The organism is Streptomyces sp. NPDC006140 (genome assembly GCF_040628815.1).
Lineage (GTDB): Bacteria > Actinomycetota > Actinomycetes > Streptomycetales > Streptomycetaceae > Streptomyces.
The window spans coordinates 195,049-215,332 of record NZ_JBEXTS010000002.1 but is presented as its reverse complement, the minus strand read 5'-3'; the positions used below and the strand labels follow the sequence as shown (position 1 = coordinate 215,332).

19 protein-coding genes and 2 pseudogenes are annotated in these 20,284 nt (G+C 71.8%); 16 read left to right on the top strand and 5 right to left on the bottom strand.

Annotated elements, in window-relative coordinates:
- Positions 1–36: 36 nt before the first annotated feature.
- Positions 37–609, bottom strand: a complete 573-nt coding sequence (locus ABZ386_RS06240; RefSeq protein ID WP_114250662.1) for an XRE family transcriptional regulator — start codon at positions 607–609, stop codon at positions 37–39.
- Positions 610–687: 78 nt separating this feature from the next.
- Here ABZ386_RS06240 and ABZ386_RS06235 point away from each other — a divergent pair, with 78 nt between their 5' ends.
- The 5 genes from ABZ386_RS06235 to ABZ386_RS06215 all read left to right on the top strand — a co-directional run bounded on the left by ABZ386_RS06235 (position 688) and on the right by ABZ386_RS06215 (position 5,398).
- Positions 688–1,608, top strand: coding sequence for an NAD(P)/FAD-dependent oxidoreductase (locus ABZ386_RS06235; RefSeq protein ID WP_355721509.1), 921 nt, complete (start codon positions 688–690; stop codon positions 1,606–1,608).
- 72 nt (positions 1,609–1,680) lie between these two features.
- Positions 1,681–3,219, top strand: coding sequence for an ATP-dependent DNA ligase (locus ABZ386_RS06230; protein ID WP_358963850.1), 1,539 nt, complete (start codon positions 1,681–1,683; stop codon positions 3,217–3,219).
- The gene (locus ABZ386_RS06225; RefSeq protein ID WP_351344536.1) at positions 3,216–3,674 is read left to right on the top strand and encodes an NUDIX domain-containing protein; all 459 of its coding nucleotides are present in this window, start codon (positions 3,216–3,218) and stop codon (positions 3,672–3,674) included. Before ABZ386_RS06230 ends, ABZ386_RS06225 begins: the two co-directional genes overlap by 4 nt.
- A 76-nt stretch (positions 3,675–3,750) precedes the next feature.
- Complete coding sequence (locus ABZ386_RS06220; protein WP_358963848.1) at positions 3,751–5,136, top strand: NADP-dependent succinic semialdehyde dehydrogenase; 1,386 nt, start codon at positions 3,751–3,753, stop codon at positions 5,134–5,136.
- A 25-nt stretch (positions 5,137–5,161) separates the two neighbouring features.
- The gene (locus tag ABZ386_RS06215) at positions 5,162–5,398 is read left to right on the top strand and encodes a DUF6213 family protein (RefSeq protein WP_283970907.1); all 237 of its coding nucleotides are present in this window, start codon (positions 5,162–5,164) and stop codon (positions 5,396–5,398) included.
- A gap of 76 nt (positions 5,399–5,474) precedes the next feature.
- On the opposite strand, the gene ABZ386_RS06210 is transcribed toward ABZ386_RS06215, so the two are convergent.
- Positions 5,475–6,134 (bottom strand): transcriptional regulator, encoded by a 660-nt coding sequence (locus ABZ386_RS06210; RefSeq protein ID WP_358963846.1) that lies wholly within the window; start codon positions 6,132–6,134, stop codon positions 5,475–5,477.
- 170 nt (positions 6,135–6,304) lie between these two features.
- Here ABZ386_RS06210 and ABZ386_RS06205 point away from each other — a divergent pair.
- The 3 genes and pseudogenes from ABZ386_RS06205 to ABZ386_RS06195 all read left to right on the top strand — a co-directional run.
- Positions 6,305–7,372 (top strand): annotated as a pseudogene (locus tag ABZ386_RS06205) (type III polyketide synthase); the annotation flags it as partial.
- Between the two features lies 1 nt (position 7,373).
- Positions 7,374–8,588 carry a cytochrome P450 gene (locus tag ABZ386_RS06200; RefSeq protein WP_351344546.1) on the top strand — a complete coding sequence of 405 codons (1,215 nt, stop codon included), beginning with the start codon at positions 7,374–7,376 and terminating at the stop codon, positions 8,586–8,588.
- 7 nt (positions 8,589–8,595) lie between these two features.
- Positions 8,596–9,117, top strand: coding sequence for a cupin domain-containing protein (locus ABZ386_RS06195; RefSeq protein ID WP_351344549.1), 522 nt, complete (start codon positions 8,596–8,598; stop codon positions 9,115–9,117).
- Between the two features lie 34 nt (positions 9,118–9,151).
- On the opposite strand, the pseudogene ABZ386_RS06190 reads toward ABZ386_RS06195, so the two are convergent.
- Positions 9,152–9,355, bottom strand: a pseudogene (locus ABZ386_RS06190) (hypothetical protein); the annotation flags it as partial.
- Positions 9,356–9,585: 230 nt separating this feature from the next.
- Entirely contained in the window at positions 9,586–10,812 is a 1,227-nt protein-coding gene (locus ABZ386_RS06185; protein WP_351345079.1) for an acyl-CoA dehydrogenase family protein, read from the bottom strand.
- 173 nt (positions 10,813–10,985) lie between these two features.
- Here ABZ386_RS06185 and ABZ386_RS06180 point away from each other — a divergent pair, with 173 nt between their 5' ends.
- Positions 10,986–11,630: a TetR family transcriptional regulator gene (locus ABZ386_RS06180; RefSeq protein ID WP_114250672.1), complete on the top strand. Its 645-nt coding sequence runs from the start codon at positions 10,986–10,988 to the stop codon at positions 11,628–11,630.
- Positions 11,631–11,690: 60 nt separating this feature from the next.
- Here ABZ386_RS06180 and def read toward each other — a convergent pair whose 3' ends face one another.
- Positions 11,691–12,236 (bottom strand): peptide deformylase, encoded by a 546-nt coding sequence (gene def, locus ABZ386_RS06175; RefSeq protein ID WP_355719367.1) that lies wholly within the window; start codon positions 12,234–12,236, stop codon positions 11,691–11,693.
- 158 nt (positions 12,237–12,394) lie between these two features.
- Here def and ABZ386_RS06170 point away from each other — a divergent pair, with 158 nt between their 5' ends.
- The 7 genes from ABZ386_RS06170 (at position 12,395) to ABZ386_RS06140 (ending at position 20,284) form a co-directional block, all read left to right on the top strand.
- Complete coding sequence (locus ABZ386_RS06170) at positions 12,395–13,633, top strand: MurT ligase domain-containing protein (RefSeq protein WP_037765659.1); 1,239 nt, start codon at positions 12,395–12,397, stop codon at positions 13,631–13,633.
- A gap of 23 nt (positions 13,634–13,656) precedes the next feature.
- Positions 13,657–14,385 carry a glutamine amidotransferase gene (locus tag ABZ386_RS06165; protein ID WP_351344561.1) on the top strand — a complete coding sequence of 243 codons (729 nt, stop codon included), beginning with the start codon at positions 13,657–13,659 and terminating at the stop codon, positions 14,383–14,385.
- Positions 14,386–14,587: 202 nt separating this feature from the next.
- Entirely contained in the window at positions 14,588–15,613 is a 1,026-nt protein-coding gene (locus ABZ386_RS06160) for a 6-phosphofructokinase (protein WP_114250675.1), read from the top strand.
- Positions 15,614–15,771: 158 nt separating this feature from the next.
- Entirely contained in the window at positions 15,772–16,722 is a 951-nt protein-coding gene (locus ABZ386_RS06155) for a cytochrome c oxidase assembly protein (RefSeq protein WP_351344564.1), read from the top strand.
- A 122-nt stretch (positions 16,723–16,844) separates the two neighbouring features.
- The gene (locus tag ABZ386_RS06150) at positions 16,845–18,260 is read left to right on the top strand and encodes a DUF6777 domain-containing protein (RefSeq protein WP_358963844.1); all 1,416 of its coding nucleotides are present in this window, start codon (positions 16,845–16,847) and stop codon (positions 18,258–18,260) included.
- Between the two features lie 28 nt (positions 18,261–18,288).
- Positions 18,289–20,091: a protein kinase gene (locus ABZ386_RS06145; protein ID WP_358963842.1), complete on the top strand. Its 1,803-nt coding sequence runs from the start codon at positions 18,289–18,291 to the stop codon at positions 20,089–20,091.
- A 13-nt stretch (positions 20,092–20,104) separates the two neighbouring features.
- Positions 20,105–20,284, top strand: a complete 180-nt coding sequence (locus ABZ386_RS06140) for a hypothetical protein (protein ID WP_114250679.1) — start codon at positions 20,105–20,107, stop codon at positions 20,282–20,284.

Here is a 20,284-nt window from a genome sequence, read left to right as displayed (position 1 = left end):
CCGGGTGAAGAGTCCGGCCGGCCGACATCTCGTGTGTCACGACCGCTTCGGCCGCGCCCGCACGTGCATTCGCTCCCCCTGCGGCCCGAACAGGCTGAGGAACTCCACCGGCCCCTCCCCCGTCGACCCGAACCAGTGCGGCACCCGGGTGTCGAACTCGGCGGCCTCCCCCGCCGTGAGCACCACGTCGTGCTCGCCGAGCACCAGGCGCAGCTTCCCGGACAGCACGTACATCCACTCGTAGCCCTCGTGGGTGCGCGGGTCCGGCTCCTCCCTGCGCTGGGGTTCGAGCACCTTGTAGGCCTGGAGGCCGCCGGGCTGCCGGGTGAGCGGCCAGAGGGTGCGGCCGCCCATCACGATCGGCTTCGACCGCACCCGGGGATCACCGGCCGGCGGTGCCCCGACCAGCTCGTCCAGCGCCACCTGGTGAGCGCGCGCGATCGGCAGCAGCAGCTCCAGACTGGGTTTGCGCAGGCCCGACTCCAGCCGCGAAAGGGTGCTGACGGAGATGCCGGTGGCCTCCGAGAGGGCCGCCAGGGTCACCTCCCGGTCCTTGCGCATCTGCCGCAGCCGGGGGCCCACGCCCGCGAGTACCTCGTCCGTCGTCATGCTCGTATTGCAGATTCGGCAAACGCGTTTGTCAATCCCGTATCGCCGGGGCGATTCTCGGCGGCGGAGGTGGTCACCATGACCGAGAAGTACGCAGTGGTCGTCGTCGGCGGGGGTGCCGCGGGCCTGAGCGCGGGGCTGGTGCTGGGGCGGGCCCGGCACCGCACGCTGGTCGTCGACGCGGGCGAGCCGCGCAACGCGCCCGCCGCCCACATGCAGGGCTACCTGTCGCGGGACGGCATGCCGCCCGCCGAGTTCCTCGCCATCGGCCGGGAGGAGATCGCACGGTACGGCGTGGAACTGGTGCGGGACCGGGTGGTGGACGTGGAGAAGGGCGAGGACTTCTCCGTGGTGCTGGCCGGCGGCCGGACCGTGCGGGCGCGGCGGCTGGTGGTCGCGACCGGGCTGAAGGACGAGCTGCCCGCCGTCCCCGGCGTCGCCGAGCGGTTCGGCAAGGACGTGCTGCACTGCCCGTTCTGCCATGGCTGGGAGGTGCGCGACCAGCCGTTCGGGGTGCTCGCGACCAGCCCGGCGAGCGTCCACCAGGCGCTGATCGTGTCGCAGTGGTCGAAGGACGTGCGGTTCTTCCTGCACACGGTCGCCGAGGAGGAGCTGTCCGACCAGGACCTGCGCCGGCTCGCCGCGGCCGGGGTCGACGTGGTGCCCGGGGAGGTCGCCGGGCTGGTGGTCGAGGACGACCGGCTCACCGGGGTCCGGCTCGCGGACGGTACGACGCACGCCCGCTCGGTGCTGTTCACCGCCCCGCGGCCCGTGCCCCAGACCGGCCTGCTGGAGCGGCTGGGCGCCGAGCTGCACGAGACGCCGTTCGGCGCGTACCCGGTGGTCGACGGGAACGGCCTGACGAGCGTGCCGGGCGTGTGGGCCGCGGGCAACGCGATCGGCTTCGCCGAGCAGGTCGTGCACGCGGCGAGCGGCGGCTACCGGGCGGCGTCGGCCATCGTCGGGGACCTGCTGATGACGGACCTGGACGCGGTCTGAGGGCTCCTCTCCAAGACCGGCGCACCCGCCCGCCCAGGTGTAGAGGCATCGCCTCCGGTGCACCATGGCTGCATGCTGCTGCACCGGCTGGCCCGAGTGTCCCAGGAGGTCGCCGCCACCTCGGCGCGGTCCCGGAAGACGGCCCTGCTCGCGGAGCTCTTCCGGGACGCCGAGGCGGACGACGTGCCGATCGTCATCCCCTACCTGGCCGGACGGCTGCCGCAGGGCCGGATCGGCGTCGGCTGGAAGGTGCTGAGCCGCCCGGTCGAGCCGGCCGCCGAGCCGGGCCTGACCGTGCGGGACGTGGACGCCCGGCTGTCGGAGCTCGCCAAGGTGTCCGGCCCCGGTTCCCAGGCGGAACGCACCCGCCTGGTCGGGGAGTTGATGGGCGCCGCCACCCAGGACGAGCAGCGGTTCCTGCTCGGGCTGCTCACCGGTGAGGTACGGCAGGGCGCGCTGGACGCCGTCGCGGTCGAGGGCCTGGCCCAGGCGACCGGGGCGCCCGCCGCGGACGTACGGCGGGCCGTGATGCTCGCCGGTTCCCTCCAGGCGGTCGCCGAGGCCCTGCTCGCGGACGGCCCGGCCGCCCTCGACCGGTTCCGCCTCACCGTCGGCCGCCCGGTCCTGCCGATGCTGGCGCACAGCGCCTCCTCGGTCGCCGAGGCGGTCGACAAGCTCGGCGCCTGCGCGGTCGAGGAGAAGCTGGACGGCATCCGCGTCCAGGTGCACCGCGACGGCGACACCGTGCGCCTCTACACCCGCACCCTCGACGACATCACCGACCGGCTGCCCGAAGTGACGACCGCCGCCCGGGAGTTGCGGGGCGAGCGGTTCATCCTGGACGGCGAGGTGATCTCCTTCGACGAGAGCGGACGCCCGCGCTCGTTCCAGGAGACCGCCGGGCGCGTCGGCTCCCGCACGGACGTGGCGACGGCCGCCCGCGCGGTCCCGGTCTCCCCCGTCTTCTTCGACGCGCTCTCCGTCGACGGCCGCGACCTGCTCGACCTGCCGTTCACCGAGCGGCACGCCGAGCTGGCCCGCCTGGTCCCCGAGCCGATGCGGGTGCGGCGCGCCCTGGTGTCCGGCCCGGACGACACGCCCACGGCGGAGGAGTTCCTCGCCGAGACCCTGAAGCGCGGCCACGAGGGCGTCGTCGCCAAGGCGCTCGACGCCCCCTACAGCGCGGGCCGGCGCGGCGCGTCCTGGCTGAAGGTCAAGCCGGTGCACACCCTCGACCTGGTCGTCCTGGCCGCCGAGTGGGGCCACGGCCGCCGCACCGGCAAGCTCTCCAACCTGCACCTCGGCGCCCGCACCGCCGACGGCGGCCTCGCCATGCTCGGCAAGACCTTCAAGGGCATGACCGACGCGATGCTCACCTGGCAGACCGAACGGCTCCGGCAGCTCGCCGTCGAGGACAACGGGTACGTCGTGACCGTCCGCCCGGAACTCGTCGTCGAGATCGCCTACGACGGGCTGCAGCGCTCCACCCGCTACCCGGCCGGCGTCACCCTGCGCTTCGCCCGCGTGGTCCGCTACCGCGAGGACAAGCGCCCCGAGGACGCCGACTCGGTCGAGACGCTGCTGGCCGCGCACCCGGAGGTGAGCCCGTGAGGCGCAGTGCCGGCCTGCTGCTCTTCCACCACACCGACGACGGCCTCGAAGTGCTGCTCGGCCACATGGGCGGCCCGTTCTTCGCCCGCCGCGACGCCGGAGCGTGGACCCTCCCCAAGGGCGAGTACGAGCCCGACGAGTCCGCCTGGGCGGCCGCCCGCCGCGAGTTCGAGGAGGAACTGGGGCTGCCCCCGCCGGACGGCGAGGCCATCGCCCTGGGCGAGGTCCGGCAGACGGGCGGCAAGATCGTCACGGCCTGGGCGGTCGAGGCGGACCTCGACCCGGCGACGATCGCGCCCGGCACCTTCCGGATGGAGTGGCCGCCGCGCTCCGGGCGGCTCCAGGAGTTCCCCGAATTGGACCGGGTGGCGTGGTTCGGCCTCGACCGGGCCCGCGCGGTGATCGTCAAGGCCCAGGCGGCGTTTCTCGACCGCCTGGCGGAGCACTCGCCCTGAGGAGACGCTCCCGCGTTGCGGTCCCCTCCGCCGCGCGGGAAGGTCGAGACACAGCCCGCACCGAGGGAGGTCAGCCATGCCCATCGCAACGGTGAACCCGGCGAACGGCGAGACGCTCAAGACGTACGAGGCCATGGGCGAGGAGGAGATCGAGCGCCGGCTCCAGCTCGCGGAGGCCACGTTCCGCACGTACCGGACGACGGCCTTCGCCGAGCGGGCCCGGCTGCTGCACCGGGCCGCCGACCTCCTGGACGAGGACCAGCAGGACATCGCTCGCGTGCTGACCACCGAGATGGGCAAGCCGATCCAGCAGGCCCGGGCCGAGGCGGCGAAGTGCGCCAAGGCGATGCGCTGGTACGCCGACCACGCCGAGGAACTGCTCGCCGACGAGGAGCCCGCCGACGCCGACGTGAAGGACTCCGGCGCCTCGCGGGTGCGGGTGCGCTACCGGCCGATGGGGCCGGTGCTGGCGGTCATGCCGTGGAACTTCCCGCTGTGGCAGGTGGTCCGCTTCGCCGCGCCCGCGCTGATGGCGGGGAACGTGGGCCTGCTCAAGCACGCCTCGAACGTCCCGCAGACCGCCCTCTACCTGGAGGATCTCTTCCACCGGGCGGGCTTCACGGAGGGCTGCTTCCAGACCCTGCTGATCGGCTCCGCCGCGGTCGACGACATCCTGCGCGACGAACGCGTCAAGGCCGCCACGCTCACCGGCAGCGAGCCCGCGGGCCGCGCGGTCGCCTCCACCGCCGGGGGGATGATCAAGAAGACGGTGCTGGAGCTGGGCGGCAGCGACCCCTTCGTCGTCATGCCCTCGGCCGACCTGGACCGGGCCGCGAAGGTCGCGGTGACCGCGCGGGTGCAGAACACCGGGCAGTCCTGCATCGCCGCGAAGCGGTTCATCGTGCACGCGGACGTCTACGACGCCTTCTCCGAGCGCTTCGCCGAGGGCATGAAGGCGCTGAAGGTCGGCGACCCCCTGGCCGAGGACACCGAGGTCGGGCCGCTCTCCAGCGAGCAGGGGCTGCGCGACCTGGAGGAGCTGGTCGACGACGCGGTGCGCGGCGGAGCGCGGGTGCTGTGCGGTGGCGAACGGCCGGAGGGGCCCGGCTGGTACTACGCGCCGACGGTTCTCGCCGGCATCACCCGGGAGATGCGGATCCACCGGGAGGAGGCGTTCGGGCCCGTCGCCACGCTGTACCGGGCGGCCGACCTGGACGAGGCCGTGCTGATCGCGAACGACTCGCCCTTCGGACTGAGTTCGAACGTGTGGACGCGGGACGAGGACGAGGTGGACCGGTTCGTCCGGGATCTGGAGGCGGGAGGCGTGTTCTTCAACGGGATGACGGCCTCGCATCCGGCGTTCCCGTTCGGCGGGGTGAAGCGGTCCGGGTACGGGCGTGAGCTGTCCGGGCACGGAATCCGCGAGTTCTGCAACATCACCACTGTTTGGCACGGTGCGTGAGTGTTGCGAGGCTACGATCCCGTCTGTGAACCGCGAAGTGACTCTGCCTCTGATCGTCGACGACCGCGGGACCTTGCAGGTGGCTGCGGCGGATGTCAGCAAGCTGCTGCGGACCGTGGGGGGTCGGTGGGTGCGGCTGGTGGAGGGCGGGGAGTCGGGGCTCGACGAGGACACGGTTGCCGAGTTGGCCATTGAGCTGGCGAAGCTGGCCGATCGGATTGATGTGGCCTGTATCGCGCACAGCAGTGGGAGTGCGACCTAGCGTCTTGCGAGTGCGGGTTGTGTGTGGCTGGTCGCGCCCGCGCGGCGGAGCCGCAATTCGACACAGCCCCGCGCCCCTAAAGGGACGTCTCCCCGAGCGTGGACCAGAACATCGCCTCGTATGTCTGGAGGAGGCGGCCGTATGTGTGTGCTCGCTTCTCGTCGAGGCGCCCGGCGTCCAGACCCGCCTCCACCGCCCTCTCCGCCAGGCCGTCCAGCTCCGGTGACGGCTCCGCGAAGAAGTCGAAGAACGCGCAGGCCTCGTCCGTGAAGCCGTAGCGCTCGCGCAGGGCCGTGGCGATCGTCGCGCAATAGCCGCCCCACGCCGAGAAGTTGGCCGTCAGGGCCAGGACCACGTCCGCCGGTGCGGCGTTGAGGGCCAGCCAGGCCACGTACGCGGGGTACGCCTGACAGCCGGGCAGCGGTTCGTAGGACGCCTCCTGCGCACCGCACGCCTGTGCGAAGGCGACCAGGCGCTCGCCCGCCAGTGCCTCGCCCTCCGCGAGGGTCGTGAAGAAGGCCGCGACCTCCGGGTCGGCCGCCTCGGCGCGGGCCGCCAGGTGCTCGAACGCGCGGCGGTCCGCGGGGATCACCCAGGTCTGTTCGAGGGCCAGCGCGGCGAGGGTGGCGCGGGGCGCCGCGCCGGCGGCGATCCGGGGGACCAGAGGGTTGGCATCCGGGTCCGGGGCGAGGGCCGCGGTGGTCGTCGTCAGCAGGTCCCGGGCCGTCCGCGTCATCGCGTCCTCCGTCGTCGAAGTGTCGGTACGAGCCTGGCACGGCGTCCCCGAGACGGAGTAGTCCGGCGCGAGATCGGCGTCCCACCGGGTGATCGTGGGTGGACCACCCCTTGAGGTGAACCACCTTCTGACCGGGGGGCGAAGGGCCTTCCGGGAGGCGAAAGCAGGCACGGTTCATGGCGACTTTGTGCAGACCCTCGGTGTCCGTTCCAGAGCACGTGATCACGATGGAGGAGACGCTGGAGCTGGCGCGTGAGCGCCACGCCGACCACCCCCAACTGCCGCTGGCCCTCCGGCTCATCGAGAACACCGGTGTGCGCACGCGGCGCATCGTGCAGCCCATCGCGGAAACCCTGAAGCACCCCGGCTTCGAGGAGCGCAACAAGCTCTACGAGGCCGAGGCCAAGGCGCGGGTGCCCGCCGTCATCCAGCGGGCGCTGGACGACGCGGAGCTGCTGACCACCGACGTGGATCTGATCATCTACGTGTCGTGCACGGGCTTCATGATGCCCTCGCTCACGGCCTGGCTGATCAACGAGATGGGCTTCGACCCGACCACCCGGCAGCTGCCGATAGCCCAGCTGGGCTGTGCGGCCGGCGGTGCGGCGATCAACCGGGCCCACGACTTCTGCACGGCCTACCCCGAGGCCAACGCGCTGATCGTGGCCTGCGAGTTCTGCTCGCTGTGCTACCAGCCCACCGACATCGGTGTCGGCTCGCTGTTGTCCAACGGCCTGTTCGGCGACGGCATCGCCGCCGCCGCGGTCCGCGGCCGGGGCGGCGAGGGCGTCAGCCTGGAGCGCAACGGCTCGTACCTGATCCCCAAGACCGAGGAGTGGATCATGTACGACGTGAAAGCCACCGGCTTCCACTTCCTGCTGGACAAGCGGGTCCCGGCCACCATGGAGCCGCTCGCCCCGGCGCTGAAGGACCTGGCCGGTGACCACGGCTGGGACGCGTCCGACCTGGACTTCTACATAGTTCACGCGGGTGGGCCCCGCATCCTCGACGACCTCAGCACCTTCCTGCACGTCGACCCGCACGCCTTCCGCTTCAGCCGGGCCACGCTCACCGAGTACGGCAACATCGCCAGCGCCGTCGTCCTGGACGCGCTGCGCCGGCTGTTCGACGAGGGCGGCCCCGAGCACCGGGCGCGCGGGCTGCTCGCCGGGTTCGGACCCGGTATCACCGCCGAGATGGCCCTGGGCCGCTGGCACCGCGCGGACGGGACGAAGTGAGATGAGCGAAGAGACGATCACCGACACCCTGCCCCCGGTCCGGGACTGGCCGGCGCTCGACCTGTCCGGCGCGGACTTCGACCCGGTCCTGCGCGAGCTGATGGACGAGGGCCCGGTCACCCGCATCAAGCTGCCCAACGGCGAGGGCTGGGCCTGGCTGGTCACCCGCTACGACGACGTGCGCATGGTGACCAACGACCCGCGCTTCGGCCGCGAGGCCGTGATGGACCGGCAGGTCACCCGGCTGGCTCCGCACTTCATCCCGGCCCGGGGCGCGGTCGGGTTCCTGGACCCGCCGGACCACACCCGGCTGCGCCGCAGCGTCGCCGCCGCGTTCACGGCGCGCGGCGTGGAGCGGGTGCGCGAGCGGTCCCGCCGCATGCTGGCGGAGCTGGTCGACGAGATGCTCCAGGACGGCCCGCCCGCCGATCTGACCGAGGCCGTGCTCGGCCCGTTCCCCATCGCGGTGATCTGCGAGCTGATGGGCGTCCCGGCCGCCGACCGGCAGGCCATGCACCACTGGACCCAGCTGATCCTGTCCTCCGCGCACGGCGCCGAGGTCAGCGAGAAGGCCAAGAAGGAGATGGGCGCCTACTTCGCCGACCTGATCGGCCTGCGCGAGGGCAGCACCGGCGAGGACGTCACCTCCCTGCTCGGCGCCGCCGTGGGCCGGAGCGAGGTCACCCTGGAGGAGGCGGTGGGCCTCGCGGTCCTCCTCCAGATCGGCGGTGAGGCGGTCACCAACAACAGCGGCCAGATGTTCTACGTGCTGCTGACCCGCCCCGACCTCGCCGAGCGGTTGCGCGCGGAGCCGGAGATCCGCCCCCGGGCCATCGACGAACTCCTGCGCTGGATCCCCCACCGCAACGCGGTCGGCCTGTCCCGGATCGCCCTGGAGGACGTGGAGATCCAGGGCGTGCGGATCCGCGAGGGCGACGCGATCTACGTGTCGTACCTGGCGGCCAACCGCGACCCGGACGTCTTCCCCGACCCGGAGACCATCGACTTCTCCCGCAGCCCGAACCCGCACGTCTCGTTCGGCTTCGGTCCGCACTACTGCCCGGGCGGCATGCTGGCCCGGCTGGAGTCGGAACTCCTGGTCGACGCGCTCCTCGACGGCGTGCCCGGGCTGCGGCTCGCCGTGCCGGCCGAGGACGTGCCCTTCAAGAAGGGCGCGCTGATCCGCGGGCCCGAGGCCCTGCCCGTGACGTGGTGAGCCGGCGATGACGGCGACGGAAGGCCTGCTCGTCCCCCCGGGTCACGGCCGGGTCGTGCAGGCCCCCGCCCAGCACGTGACCTTCAAGGTGACCGGCACGCACTCGCGCATGGCCTCCACCTTCGAGGTGCTCGTGCCGCCGGGCTTCGACGTCGGCGCCCATGTGCACACCCGCAGCGAGGAGTTGTTCTACGTGCTCGAAGGCGAGCTGGACGTCCTCGCCTTCGAGCCCCGGGTGCGCACCCCCGACAACTGGCAGAGGTGGGAGTCCGCTTCGGGCAACCGGGTGGTGCGGGCGACGCCGGGAACGGTGATCGTCGTACCCCCCGGGTGCCCGCACGCGTTCGCCAACCCGACGGACACCCCGGCCAAGATGTTCTTCCAGGCGTCCCCGCCGCCGGATCACGAGCGGTACTTCGAGGAACTGCTGGAGATCCTGGCGAGCGGGGGCCCGCCGGACCACGCGGCGATCCAGGAACTGCGGGCCCGCTACGACATCGAACAGCTGACGCCCCTCAAGCACCGGTGAGAACCGGCAGGCGCCGCCGAACGGCCGGCGGACGTCAGGCGAGCTGCCACTCGCCGGTCTGCTCGGCGAAGCCGGAGTCCATCGCGAACTGGACCGTGGCCACCTTCGAGTTCTTCGGCACGTCGAACACGATCCACCCCAGTGCCTTGGCGCCGGGCTTGAGCCGGACGGCGGACGACATGGACGGCCCGGCGGTGACCTCGGCGAAGGTGGTCTGGAACTGCTGGCCCTGGTCGTCGGCGACCTGGGCGCCGTTCTGCGGGCTGTCCGCGTAGGCCTTGGTTCCGGTGTTGACGAGCTGGAACGACCTTGACGACGGTGACGTCGAGCTTGCTGCCGTTCTCCGTGCCCTTCAGGGCGAGGGTGTCGCCGGTCTTGGCGACCTCGGGTACGGCCTCCTTCTTGGCGGACTCCTTCTTGAAAAATCAGGTGCCCCCTCCCGATACCGGAGGGGGCCCGATCGCCGCGTCAGCGGATCGGCTTGCCGGACAGCGTGCGGGCGATCACCAGCCGCTGGATCTCGCTGGTGCCCTCGAAGATGGTGTAGATCGCCGCGTCGCGGTGCATCCGCTCCACCGGGTACTCCCGCGTGTAGCCGTTGCCGCCCAGGATCTGGATCGCCTGGGCCGTGACCTTCTTCGCCGTCTCGCTGGCGAAGAGCTTGGACATCGAACCCTCGGCCGCGGTGAACGGCTTGCCGTTGACGGCCATCCAGGAGGCACGCCAGACGAGGAGCCGGGCCGCGTCGATGGAGGTGCGCATGTCCGCGAGCTGGAAGGCGACACCCTGGTTGTCGATGATCGGCCGGCCGAACTGCTCACGCGTCACGGCGTAGTCGAGGGCGACCTCGTACGCGGCGCGGGCGGTGCCGACCGCCATGGCGCCGACGGCCGGGCGCGAGGCCTCGAACGTGGCCATGGCCGCGTTCTTCACGCGCTCCCCGCCCTGCTTGGCCTTCTCGCGGGCCCGGGCCAGCCGCTCGTCGAGCTTCTCCTTGCCGCCGAGCAGGCAGGAGCCGGGGACGCGCACGTTGTCGAGGATGACCTCGGCGGTGTGCGAGGCGCGGATGCCGTGCTTCTTGAACTTCTGGCCCTGGGACAGGCCCTCGGTGCCCGGCGGGACGATGAAGGAGGCGTGGCCCTTGGAGCCGAGCTCGGGGTCGACGACCGCGACGACGACGTGGACGTTGGCTATACCGCCGTTGGTCGCCCAGGTCTTGGTGCCGTTGAGGACCCACTCGTCCTTGGCCTCGTCGTACACGGCCCGGGTGCGCATGGAGGCCACGTCGGAGCCGGCGTCGGGCTCGGAGGAGCAGAAGGCGGCGACCTTGACGTCGTTGGCGTCGCCGTACATCTGCGGGATCCAGGTGCCGATCTGCTCCTCGGTGCCGTTGGCGAGGACGCCGACGGCGGCGAGGCCGGTGCCGACGATGGACAGGGCGATGCCCGCGTCGCCCCAGAACAGCTCCTCCATCGCCATGGGGATGCCGAGGCCGGTGGGGTCGAAGTACTGCTGGGCGTAGAAGTCCAGGGAGTAGATGCCGACCTTGGCGGCCTCCTGGATGACCGGCCAGGGAGTCTCCTCACGCTCGTCCCATTCGGCGGCCGCGGGGCGGATCACATCGGCGGCGAAGCCGTGGAGCCAGTCGCGGACCTCCTTCTGTTCGTCGTTGAGCTCCATGGTGAACTCGGCCATGTCGGTCCCCTCCAGCGGCACACGTGCATGTTACTTGCGGTAACACCAGTCTGTTACCGGTGGGTAGTCCGCGTCAACTCCTACCGACCGGTCGGCACCCTTTCGGTGTCCGGGCCATGCTTCAGTGTTAGTTTGCGCAGGCGTCATCGATACAGCACGGGTGGGGAGAGCACATGGACACCACGCAGCGGACCGACCAGCAACGGTCCGCCGACCGCCGACGGCGTGAGCTGCTGGAGGCCGCCGACCGGGTGGTGCTGCGCGACGGCCCGCAGGCCTCGATGAACGCGATCGCGGCGGAGGCCGGCATCACCAAGCCGATTCTCTACCGGCACTTCGGCGACAAGGGCGGACTTTACGCGGCCCTTGCCAAGCGGCACACGGACGCGTTGCTGGACTCGCTGCGGGCGGCGCTGGACGCGCCGGCGGACCGGCGCGAGCGCGTCGAGGCGACGCTCGACACGTACCTCGCGGCGATCGAGGCGCGGCCCCAGGTGTACCGGTTCCTGATGCACCCGGCGGAGGGGGGCCAGCCGGGGGATCAGGGGTTCGACGTGGGCAAGCACAGTGCGCCGTTGCTGCGGCGGATGGGCGAGGAACTGGCCCAGGTCATCGAGGAGCGGCTGGATCTCGGGCCGGGTGGGCAGCAGCTGGCGCGGGTGTGGGGGCATGGGATCGTCGGGATGATGCATGCGGCCGGGGACTGGTGGCTGGGGGAACGGCCTTGTTCTCGTGCGGAGTTGGTGCGGAGTCTGGCTGATCTGTTGTGGGGGCGGCTCGCGGCGGCCGGGGATCGGGTGGGGGGTCCGGGGTTCTGACCGTCGTGTGCCGTGTGCGGGCCGGTGGGGGCTGGTCGCGCAGTTCCCCGCGCCCCTGAACTACTCAGCTCGGCGCCAAGAAGATCTGGCCACTTGCCGCATCAGTCTGCGGTGGCGCCAGCCCGTCAGGTGGTCCGCGAAGATGCGGCCCTCCAGGTGGTCGCACTCATGTTGCAGGCAGCGGGCGAAGAAGCCCGTGCCGTGGACCGTGACGGGGTCGCCGGTCATGGTGAAGCCCTCGACCACCGCGTGGTCGTAGCGTTCCGTGCCCGCCTCCAGGCCCGGGAGGGACAGGCAGCCCTCCGGGCCCCGGATCACCACCCCGTCCGCCTCGACGAGGCGGGGGTTGACCACGTGGCCGAGGTGGCGGACGTCCTCGTCGTCGGGGCAGTCGAAGACGAAGACCCGCAGCGGCTCGCCGATCTGGTTGGCGGCCAGGCCCACGCCCTGGGCGGCGTACATGGTCGCGAACAAGTCGTCGACGAGCCGGGCCAGTTCGGGGCCGAAGTCGGTGACCTCCGCGCAGGGGGTGTGCAGGAGCGGGTCGCCGTGCAGGGTGAGGGGTCTCACGTGGCCGTGGGCGCCGGGGATGGAGCTGTGTCGCATGGCGGCAAGAGTAAGGTCCTGTCGATCCGCGCCTCCCGCACGAGTTCCCCACAGTGCCGCGGTTCGGGAGTGCGAAGGGATCTCGATAGGCTGAGGTCCACACCACGTGGCCGTCAGGCTTCAACGCGCGGCGCGTACGCAAGGAGGATCGAGAACTGATGGCAGGCAACTCGGACCCGCTCTCGCCGCGGGCCAAGCTGGCCGTGACCGCGGGCAAGGCGGTCGCAGCGGCATCCCGCGCCGCTGGACGCGGCAGCGGTTCGGTGATCGGCGGCCGGGTGGCGCTCAAGCTCGACCCCGACCTCCTCGCCCGGCTCGCCCAGAACCTGGACGTGATCCTGGTCTCCGCCACCAACGGCAAGACCACGACCACGCGGCTCATCGCCGAAGCCCTGCGCGCGGCGGGCCCGGTCGTCTCCAACGCGCTCGGCGCCAACATGCCGGCCGGCATCACCTCGGCCCTCGCCGGCGGCTCGGACGCCCGGTACGGCGTCATCGAGGTCGACGAGAAGTACCTCGCAGGCGTCGCCCGGGACACCGCACCGAAGTGCATCGCGCTGCTCAATCTCTCCCGCGACCAGCTCGACCGCGCCGCCGAGACCCGCATGCTCGCCGAGAACTGGCGGGAGGGGCTCGCGGGTTCCAAGGCCGTGGTCGTGGCCAACTGCGACGACCCGCTGGTGGTGTGGGCGGCGTCGTCCTCCCCCAACGTGATCTGGGTCGCCGCCGGGCAGATGTGGAAGGACGACGCCTGGTCCTGCCCGTCCTGCGGCGGCGTCATGCAGCGCCCGGGCGACGACTGGTACTGCGGCGAGTGCGGCTTCCGCCGCCCGACGCCGAGCTGGGCCCTGTCAGGCGACCATGTCCTCGACCCGCACGGCTCGGCCTGGCCGATCCACCTCCAGTTGCCCGGCCGCGCCAACAAGGCCAACGCCGCCTCCTCGGCCGCCGTCGCCGCCGTGTTCGGGGTGCCGCCGCAGGTCGCGCTGGAGCGCATGTACCAGGTGCAGGCGGTGGCCGGGCGGTACGACGTCGTCCAGTTCCAGGGCCGCGACCTCAGACTGCTGCTGGCGAAGAACCCGGCCGGCTGGCTGGAGACGTTCTCCCTGATCGACCCGCCGCCCGCCCCGGTCATCCTCTCCGTGAACGCGCGCTCCGCCGACGGCACCGACACCTCCTGGCTGTGGGACGTCGACTACACGCGTCTGACGGGCCACCCGATCTGCGTCGTCGGCGACCGGCGGCTGGACCTCGCGGTGCGGCTGGAGGTGGCCGACCAGCACTTCCAGGTCTACGAGAACCTCGACCAGGCCGTGGCCGCGTGCCCGCCAGGCCGCATCGAGGTCATCGCCAACTACACGGCGTTCCAGGACCTGCGCCGCCGCGTCGGCAACTGAGCACGAGACGTCAGGGGACTTTTGTGAGCGACAACCAACTGCGCATCGTCTGGATCTATCCCGACCTGCTCAGCACCTACGGCGACCAGGGCAACGCCCTCGTCGTGGAGCGCCGGGCCCGGCAGCGCGGCCTGGACGTGGCCCGGCTGGACGTGCGCAGCGACCAGCCGATCCCGACGTCCGGCGACATCTACCTGATCGGCGGCGGCGAGGACCGTCCGCAGCGGCTCGCGGCCGAGCGGCTGCGGCGGGACGGCGGACTGCACCGGGCCGTGGAGAACGGCGCCATCGTGTTCTCCGTGTGCGCCGGCTACCAGATCCTCGGCCACGAGTTCATCAACGACCTCGGCCAGCGCGAGCCCGGCCTCGGCCTGCTGGACGTGGTGTCGGTGCGCGGCGAGGGCGAGCGGTGCGTCGGTGACGTGCTGGGCGACATCGACCCGCGGCTCGGCCTGCCCCCGCTGACCGGCTTCGAGAACCACCAGGGCGTCACCCACCTCGGCCCCACCGCCCGCCCCCTGGCCCAGGTGCGCCTGGGCAACGGCAACGGCACGGGCGACGGCACGGAAGGCGCGTACAACGACACCGTCTTCGGCACGTACATGCACGGTCCGGTGCTGGCGCGCAACCCGCTCATCGCGGACCTGCTGCTGAAGCTGGCGCTCGACGTCAACGCGCTGCCGCCGACCGACGACCGCTGGTACGAGGCCCTGCGCAACGAGCGCATCGCGGCTGCTCAGCAGCCTGCCTGAGCAGGTCGTCGCAGCTGACCCGGGACACGCGTCAACCTGCTGGTCAACAGCCCGTCTGACGGCACATCCGCACAGGTGAGCGGGGTCGTCCAGCAGGCGGACGCGTGCTTCGGTCCGGCCCCTCGATGCCGCTAGGGTGGCGGGGTTTCCAGCCGGACAACGCGGTCCGGTCCCCGGCCCACGTTGAGAAGGTATTCGGGCTATGCGCATTGGTGTCCTCACGTCCGGCGGCGACTGCCCCGGCCTGAACGCCGTCATCCGGTCCGTCGTGCACCGCGCCGTCGTCGACCACGGCGACGAGGTCATCGGCTTCCGGGACGGCTGGAAGGGCCTCCTGGAGTGCGACTACCTCAAGCTCGACCTCGACGCGGTGGGCGGCATCCTCGCCCGCGGCGGCACGATTCTCGGGTCCTCCCGGGTCCAGCCCTCCCATCTGCGGGACGGTGTGGAGCGGGCGAAGGGCCATGTCGAGGAGCTCGGCCTCGACGCGATCATCCCCATCGGCGGCGAGGGCACGCTCAAGGCCGCGCGGCTGATGTCGGACAGCGGCCTGCCCGTGGTGGGTGTGCCGAAGACCATCGACAACGACATCGCCGTCACGGATGTCACGTTCGGCTTCGACACGGCCGTCGGGGTGGCGACCGAGGCGCTGGACCGGCTGAAGACCACCGCCGAGTCCCACCAGCGGGTCCTGGTGGTCGAGGTCATGGGCCGGCACACCGGCTGGATCGCGCTGCACTCCGGCATGGCGGCCGGCGCGCACGCCATCGTCGTGCCCGAGCGGCCCTTCGACATAGAGGAGCTGACCCGGCGGGTCGGCGAGCGGTTCGAGGCCGGCAAGCGCTTCGCGATCGTGGTGGCGGCGGAGGGGGCCAAGCCCCGCCCCGGGACCATGGAGTTCGACGAGGGCGGCAAGGACATCTACGGGCACGAGCGGTTCGCGGGCATCGCGCGACAGCTGTCCGTGGAGCTCGAGGGGCGGCTGGGGAAGGAAGCGCGGCCGGTCATCCTCGGGCATGTGCAGCGGGGCGGTACGCCGACCGCCTACGACCGGGTGCTGGCCACGCGGTTCGGGTGGCACGCGGTGGAGGCCGTGCACCGCGGGGAGTTCGGGCAGATGACCGCGCTGCGCGGGACCGACATAGTGATGGTGTCGTTGGCCGAGGCGGTGGAGACGCTGAAGACCGTGCCGGACGAGCGGTATGCCGAGGCGGAGACCGTTCTCTGAGCCTGAGCTGATCCGCCGAGTGCCGGTCGTGGGTGGTTGCTCGCGCAGTTCCCCGCGCCCCTGGAACCTTGCCCCCGGTCACTTGTGTGACCGGGGGCGGCTCTACTCTTGGGGGCGGACAGATTGCTGCACACCCCCACGAAACAGGAGCCGGCGGAATGGATCACAGCGGGCACGGCATGACCATGGATCTGCCGCCGTTCACGCTGGGGCGAGGGCTGGAATGGTCGACCGACCCGTTCTTTCTCGTCGCCTGCCTGGTAGGGCTGGGGCTGTACGGGTGGGGTGTCGTGCGGCTCGTGCGGCGCGGGGACAAGTGGCCCGTGGGACGCACCGTCGCCTTCGTCATCGGCGTCCTGACCATCATGCTCATGATGTGCACCCAGCTGAACGACTACGGCATGGTCATGTTCAGCGTGCACATGGTGCAGCACATGGTGATCAGCATGGTGTCGCCGATCCTGATCCTGCTCGGGGCGCCGATCACGCTGGCGCTGCGCGCGCTGCCGACGGCGGGGCGGGGCCGCAAGGGGCCGCGCGAACTGCTGCTGATGTTCCTGCACAGCCGGTACATGCGGATCGTCACGCACCCGGCGTTCACGATCCCGCTGTTCATCGCGAGCCTGTACGGGCTGTACTTCACGCCGCTGTTCGACACCCTGATGGGCTCCAAGCCGGGGCACATCGCGATGATGGTGCACTTCCTCGCCGTCGGCCTGGTGTTCTTCTGGCCGATCATGGGCGTGGACCCGGGGCCGCACCGGCCGGGCTATCTGATGCGGATGCTGGAGCTGTTCGCGGGCATGCCGTTCCACGCGTTCTTCGGGATCGCGCTGATGATGGCGTCCGAGCCGATGGTCGAGACGTTCAAGAACCCGCCCGCCTCCCTCGGCATCGAGGCGCTCTCCGACCAGAACGCGGCGGGCGGCATCGCCTGGGCGTTCAGTGAGATCCCGTCCGTGCTGGTGCTGATCGCGCTGCTGTTCCAGTGGTACGCCTCGGAGCAGCGGCAGGCCAAGCGCCAGGACCGGGCCGCCGACCGCGACGGGGACAAGGAACTCGAGGCGTACAACGCCTATTTGAGCTCGCTGCACGCACGCGGGAACTGATTTCCTCCGTCTCCCCAGGCCGCTCTTTTCCCTCCCCCTGCTCTTTTTCCACAACCCGGATGAATAGCATTTTCCTTCAGTAGCATGAAACGCGTCGGGGGGAACCGCAGGGGGGAGCGGTGATGCGGAAGCTTGCTGTCCTGGTCGTCTTTCTGCTGGCGCTCGGGGGGTGTGATGCGAACACGCCCCTGTTCGAGGTCAAGGCGGTCGCCGCCGGGGTGCCGTCCCTGGCGCCTTTCTTCGCCGAGGACAGTGGGCTCGGCCGGGACGCCCGGGTACGGTCGCGGCCGGTGCCGAGCGGGCTTCAGCAGGGCGACACCCCGGGGCTGTACGGGGGGACCGAGCAGCCGAAGATCTGTGACGTCGAGCGGTTGAAGCGGTTCCTCACCGCGCCCCGGAACGCCGGGAAGGCACGGGCCTGGGCAGCCGCCCTCGAACTCCGCACGGACCGGATCCCCGGATATCTCGACCGGCTCACCCCTGTTCTCCTGCGTCACGACACGCTCGCCCTGAACCACGACTACAAGAAGGGAAAGGCCGTTCCCTTCCGTGCCTTGCTCCAGGCGGGAATCGCGGTACTCGTCGACGAGAAGGGACTTCCGTCGGTCAAATGTTCGTGCGGAAATCCCCTGCGGCCTTTCGAGGGCGACACGAGCCGGATATCGGTCACCTTCGAGGACGGCAACGAGAAGTGGCAGGGCTACGACCGTTCCGAGGTCGTGGTCGTACGGCCCGCTTCCCGGGAACTGGAGCGGATCGCCCTCGTCGACGTCGAGGACGCGGAGCGGGGGATCCAGCGGCCCGTCGGGACGACGGGTGAGGCCGACTCCGACTTCGACGCGACGAAGCGGCGGGCCGTGCCGCGGCTCGCAGGGACGACGTTCGCGGAGGCGAGCCGGCGGCTGTCCGATGCGGGACTGGCGGTCGCGTACGGGGGTGAGGGGCTGCCGCCGGACCGGGCGCGGGTCGTCTCGACCGAGCCGGGGGCGGGGGCCGAGCTGCCGTTCGGGGCGTATGTGACGGTGCGGGTGGCCACCACTCCCCCGGCTCTCCCGGCTCCCCCGGCCGGTTCCGGTACGCCGACGAGTGCCGGGCCGACCGGGGTCAGGCCGACCGAGGCCGGGCCGACGAGTGGCGGTCCTACGAGTGGCGCTCCGACGAGTGGGGGTGCGACGAGTCAGGAACCGCCCTCGCAGCGGCCCCGGTCGAGTACCGCGCCGTCCTCCGGACCGTCCTCGTCGAGTGCCGCGCCGCCCGGTTCCGGGTCACCCGGGTCCGGGTCACCCGCGACGAGTGCCGCCCCGCCACGGAGCAGTGCTCCGCCTGCGACGACCAGCTCACCGCCGACCGACACCGGCACCGACACACCGCCGAAGGCCACCGGCGAACCACCACGTACGCCCAGTCCGCCGCCACAGACGACCAGCTCACCGCCGCGCGCGACCAGCCCGCCGCCACAGACCTCCGGCTCACCGCCGCAGACCACGAGCTCACCGCCCCCGGCGACCACCACACCCGCATCGAGCGCCACCCCTTAGCACCCCCGCCGACCCCGGGAGGCACCGGATGTCCTCAGGATCTGCGACGTCGGGAGCGGGCCGGGTCGTCGCCGGCCGCTATCTGCTGCTGCGGCGGCTCGGCAGCGGCGGCATGGGGCACGTCTGGCTGGCCCACGACCAGAGACTGGCCTGTGAGGTCGCGCTGAAGGAGATCGTGTTCCGCGACCCGGCCGAGGCCGGTCAGGAGCGGGAGGCGCGGGTCGCGCGGGCCCGTGCGGAGGCCCGGCACGCGGCCGGGCTGCGCGGCCACCCGCACGTGGTGACGGTGCACGACGTGCTGGAGCACGAGGGCCTGCCGTGGATCGTCATGGAGTACGTGACCGGCGCCGTCGACCTGCGGGAGCTGGTCGCCCGGCGCGGACCGCTCGCCCCGGCCGAGTGCGCCCGGGTCGGCCTCGCCGTGCTGGACGCGCTGACCGCCGGGCACGAGCGGGGCGTGATGCACCGGGACGTGAAGCCGGCGAACATCCTGCTCGCGCCGGACCGCACGGGCGCGCCCCACGGGCGGGTCCTGCTCACCGACTACGGCATCTCGGTGCAGCCGGACGCGGGTGAGACGCGGTACACCAAGGCGTCCGTGCTGGTCGGCACGGCCGGGTATCTGGCGCCGGAGCGCGCCTCCGGCGGTACGCCGACGCCGGCCGCGGACCTGTTCTCGCTGGGCTGCACGCTGTACTTCGGTGTCGAGGGCCGCAGCCCCTTCGAGCGGGAGTCGCACCTGGCGGCGCTCACCGCGGTGGTCATGGAGGAACCGCGCCCGCCGGTGCGGGCCGGTGCGCTGGAGCCCGTGCTGCGCGGGCTGCTCGCCAAGGACCCGGACCTGCGGATGACCGCGCCGGAGGCGGAGGCCGCGCTGTCGGGGCTCGTCGCCTCCCGGTCCGAGGCGTACGAGCGGACCAGGACCGATCCCGGGTCGCCGTCCCCCTGGGAGGCGGGAGCCGGGCCGGGCGGCCTCGGACCCGTCGCCGCCGCGTCCGGTACGCGGCGGCGCAGGCGCTCCCCCGCCCTGCGGGCCGTCGCCGCCTGCGGTCTCGGGCTGGTCCTCGCCCTGGGCGGCGTCTGGTACGCGCTGGGCGACCGCGCGGACGGCGGCGGGACGGGGGCGCCGTACGGAGACGTCGTCGGGCTGGGGAAGCCGCTCGCGGACGGGGACTGTGTGCTCGCCGACTGGCCCGGCGGGAGCCGCTTCGCCGGGACGCCCCGCCTGACGCTGGATCCGACCTGCCGGGACAAGGCGCCCGACGGGCAGGTGCTGGCGTTCGTGGAGGCCGCCTCCGCGGCGGAGGCGCGGAAGCTGGGTCCGGCCCGGTGCGAGGAGCGGACGCGGGAGCTGCGGGAGCGGCTCGCCGATGTCCGCAGCCATGCCCTCGTACCGAGCGCCACCGGGTTCGAGGCGGCCGGGCGGCGGACGGCCTGCCTGGTGCTCGGCGCGCACGGGCCGCTGTACGGGCCGCTCGGGGAGCGGCGTAGGTTCGGTACGCCGTTTGCCGACACCGCGACCATGCAGAAGCGCGACTGTCTGGACGTCCGTTCGAACCGGGAGGCGCGGCTGGTGCCGTGCGGCGGACGGTACGACGAACAGGTGCTCGGGTTCACCCGGCTGGGCGCGGAGGTGACGCTCGCCGAGGCGCGGACCTCATCGGACGCGGCGTGCGCGCGGGACGTCCCCCCGCGCGACTACGGCTTCGATCCGTCCGTCTACGAAGCCGGTTCGTGGACCAGCGAGGGTCCCTGGAAATCCGGTACTCATGTCGTCGTCTGCACCGTCAGGAGGCAGAACGGGGGCACCATGGAGGGGACCGAACCATGAGGAGGGTGTTGCGATGCCCGGTTCCACGAACGGTTCAAACTCGACGAAGACCATGGGAGTGCTCACCGTCGGCGGCCTCGTCGTGGTGACGGCCTACACGGTGGCGCTCGGCAGCAACGGCTGGCTGTGGTTCGGCTGGGTCGTCCTGGGCCTGATCACCCTGGGGATGGTGGCCACCACGAAGAGCACCTGA

Excerpts from the sequence above, each read along its gene's own strand:
- ABZ386_RS06195 (WP_351344549.1), top strand. The coding sequence starts at position 8,596 with ATGACGGCGACGGAAGGCCTGCTCGTCCCCCCGGGTCACGGCCGGGTC.
- ABZ386_RS06220 (WP_358963848.1), top strand. The coding sequence starts at position 3,751 with ATGCCCATCGCAACGGTGAACCCGGCGAACGGCGAGACGCTCAAGACG.
- ABZ386_RS06155 (WP_351344564.1), top strand. The coding sequence starts at position 15,772 with ATGGATCACAGCGGGCACGGCATGACCATGGATCTGCCGCCGTTCACG.
- ABZ386_RS06170 (WP_037765659.1), top strand. The coding sequence starts at position 12,395 with ATGGCAGGCAACTCGGACCCGCTCTCGCCGCGGGCCAAGCTGGCCGTG.
- ABZ386_RS06140 (WP_114250679.1), top strand. The coding sequence starts at position 20,105 with ATGCCCGGTTCCACGAACGGTTCAAACTCGACGAAGACCATGGGAGTG.
- ABZ386_RS06150 (WP_358963844.1), top strand. The coding sequence starts at position 16,845 with ATGCGGAAGCTTGCTGTCCTGGTCGTCTTTCTGCTGGCGCTCGGGGGG.
- def (WP_355719367.1), bottom strand. The coding sequence starts at position 12,236 with ATGCGACACAGCTCCATCCCCGGCGCCCACGGCCACGTGAGACCCCTC.
- ABZ386_RS06240 (WP_114250662.1), bottom strand. The coding sequence starts at position 609 with ATGACGACGGACGAGGTACTCGCGGGCGTGGGCCCCCGGCTGCGGCAG.
- ABZ386_RS06230 (WP_358963850.1), top strand. The coding sequence starts at position 1,681 with ATGCTGCTGCACCGGCTGGCCCGAGTGTCCCAGGAGGTCGCCGCCACC.
- ABZ386_RS06160 (WP_114250675.1), top strand. The coding sequence starts at position 14,588 with ATGCGCATTGGTGTCCTCACGTCCGGCGGCGACTGCCCCGGCCTGAAC.
- ABZ386_RS06200 (WP_351344546.1), top strand. The coding sequence starts at position 7,374 with ATGAGCGAAGAGACGATCACCGACACCCTGCCCCCGGTCCGGGACTGG.
- ABZ386_RS06210 (WP_358963846.1), bottom strand. The coding sequence starts at position 6,134 with ATGACGCGGACGGCCCGGGACCTGCTGACGACGACCACCGCGGCCCTC.
- ABZ386_RS06235 (WP_355721509.1), top strand. The coding sequence starts at position 688 with ATGACCGAGAAGTACGCAGTGGTCGTCGTCGGCGGGGGTGCCGCGGGC.
- ABZ386_RS06145 (WP_358963842.1), top strand. The coding sequence starts at position 18,289 with ATGTCCTCAGGATCTGCGACGTCGGGAGCGGGCCGGGTCGTCGCCGGC.
- ABZ386_RS06185 (WP_351345079.1), bottom strand. The coding sequence starts at position 10,812 with ATGGCCGAGTTCACCATGGAGCTCAACGACGAACAGAAGGAGGTCCGC.
- ABZ386_RS06180 (WP_114250672.1), top strand. The coding sequence starts at position 10,986 with ATGGACACCACGCAGCGGACCGACCAGCAACGGTCCGCCGACCGCCGA.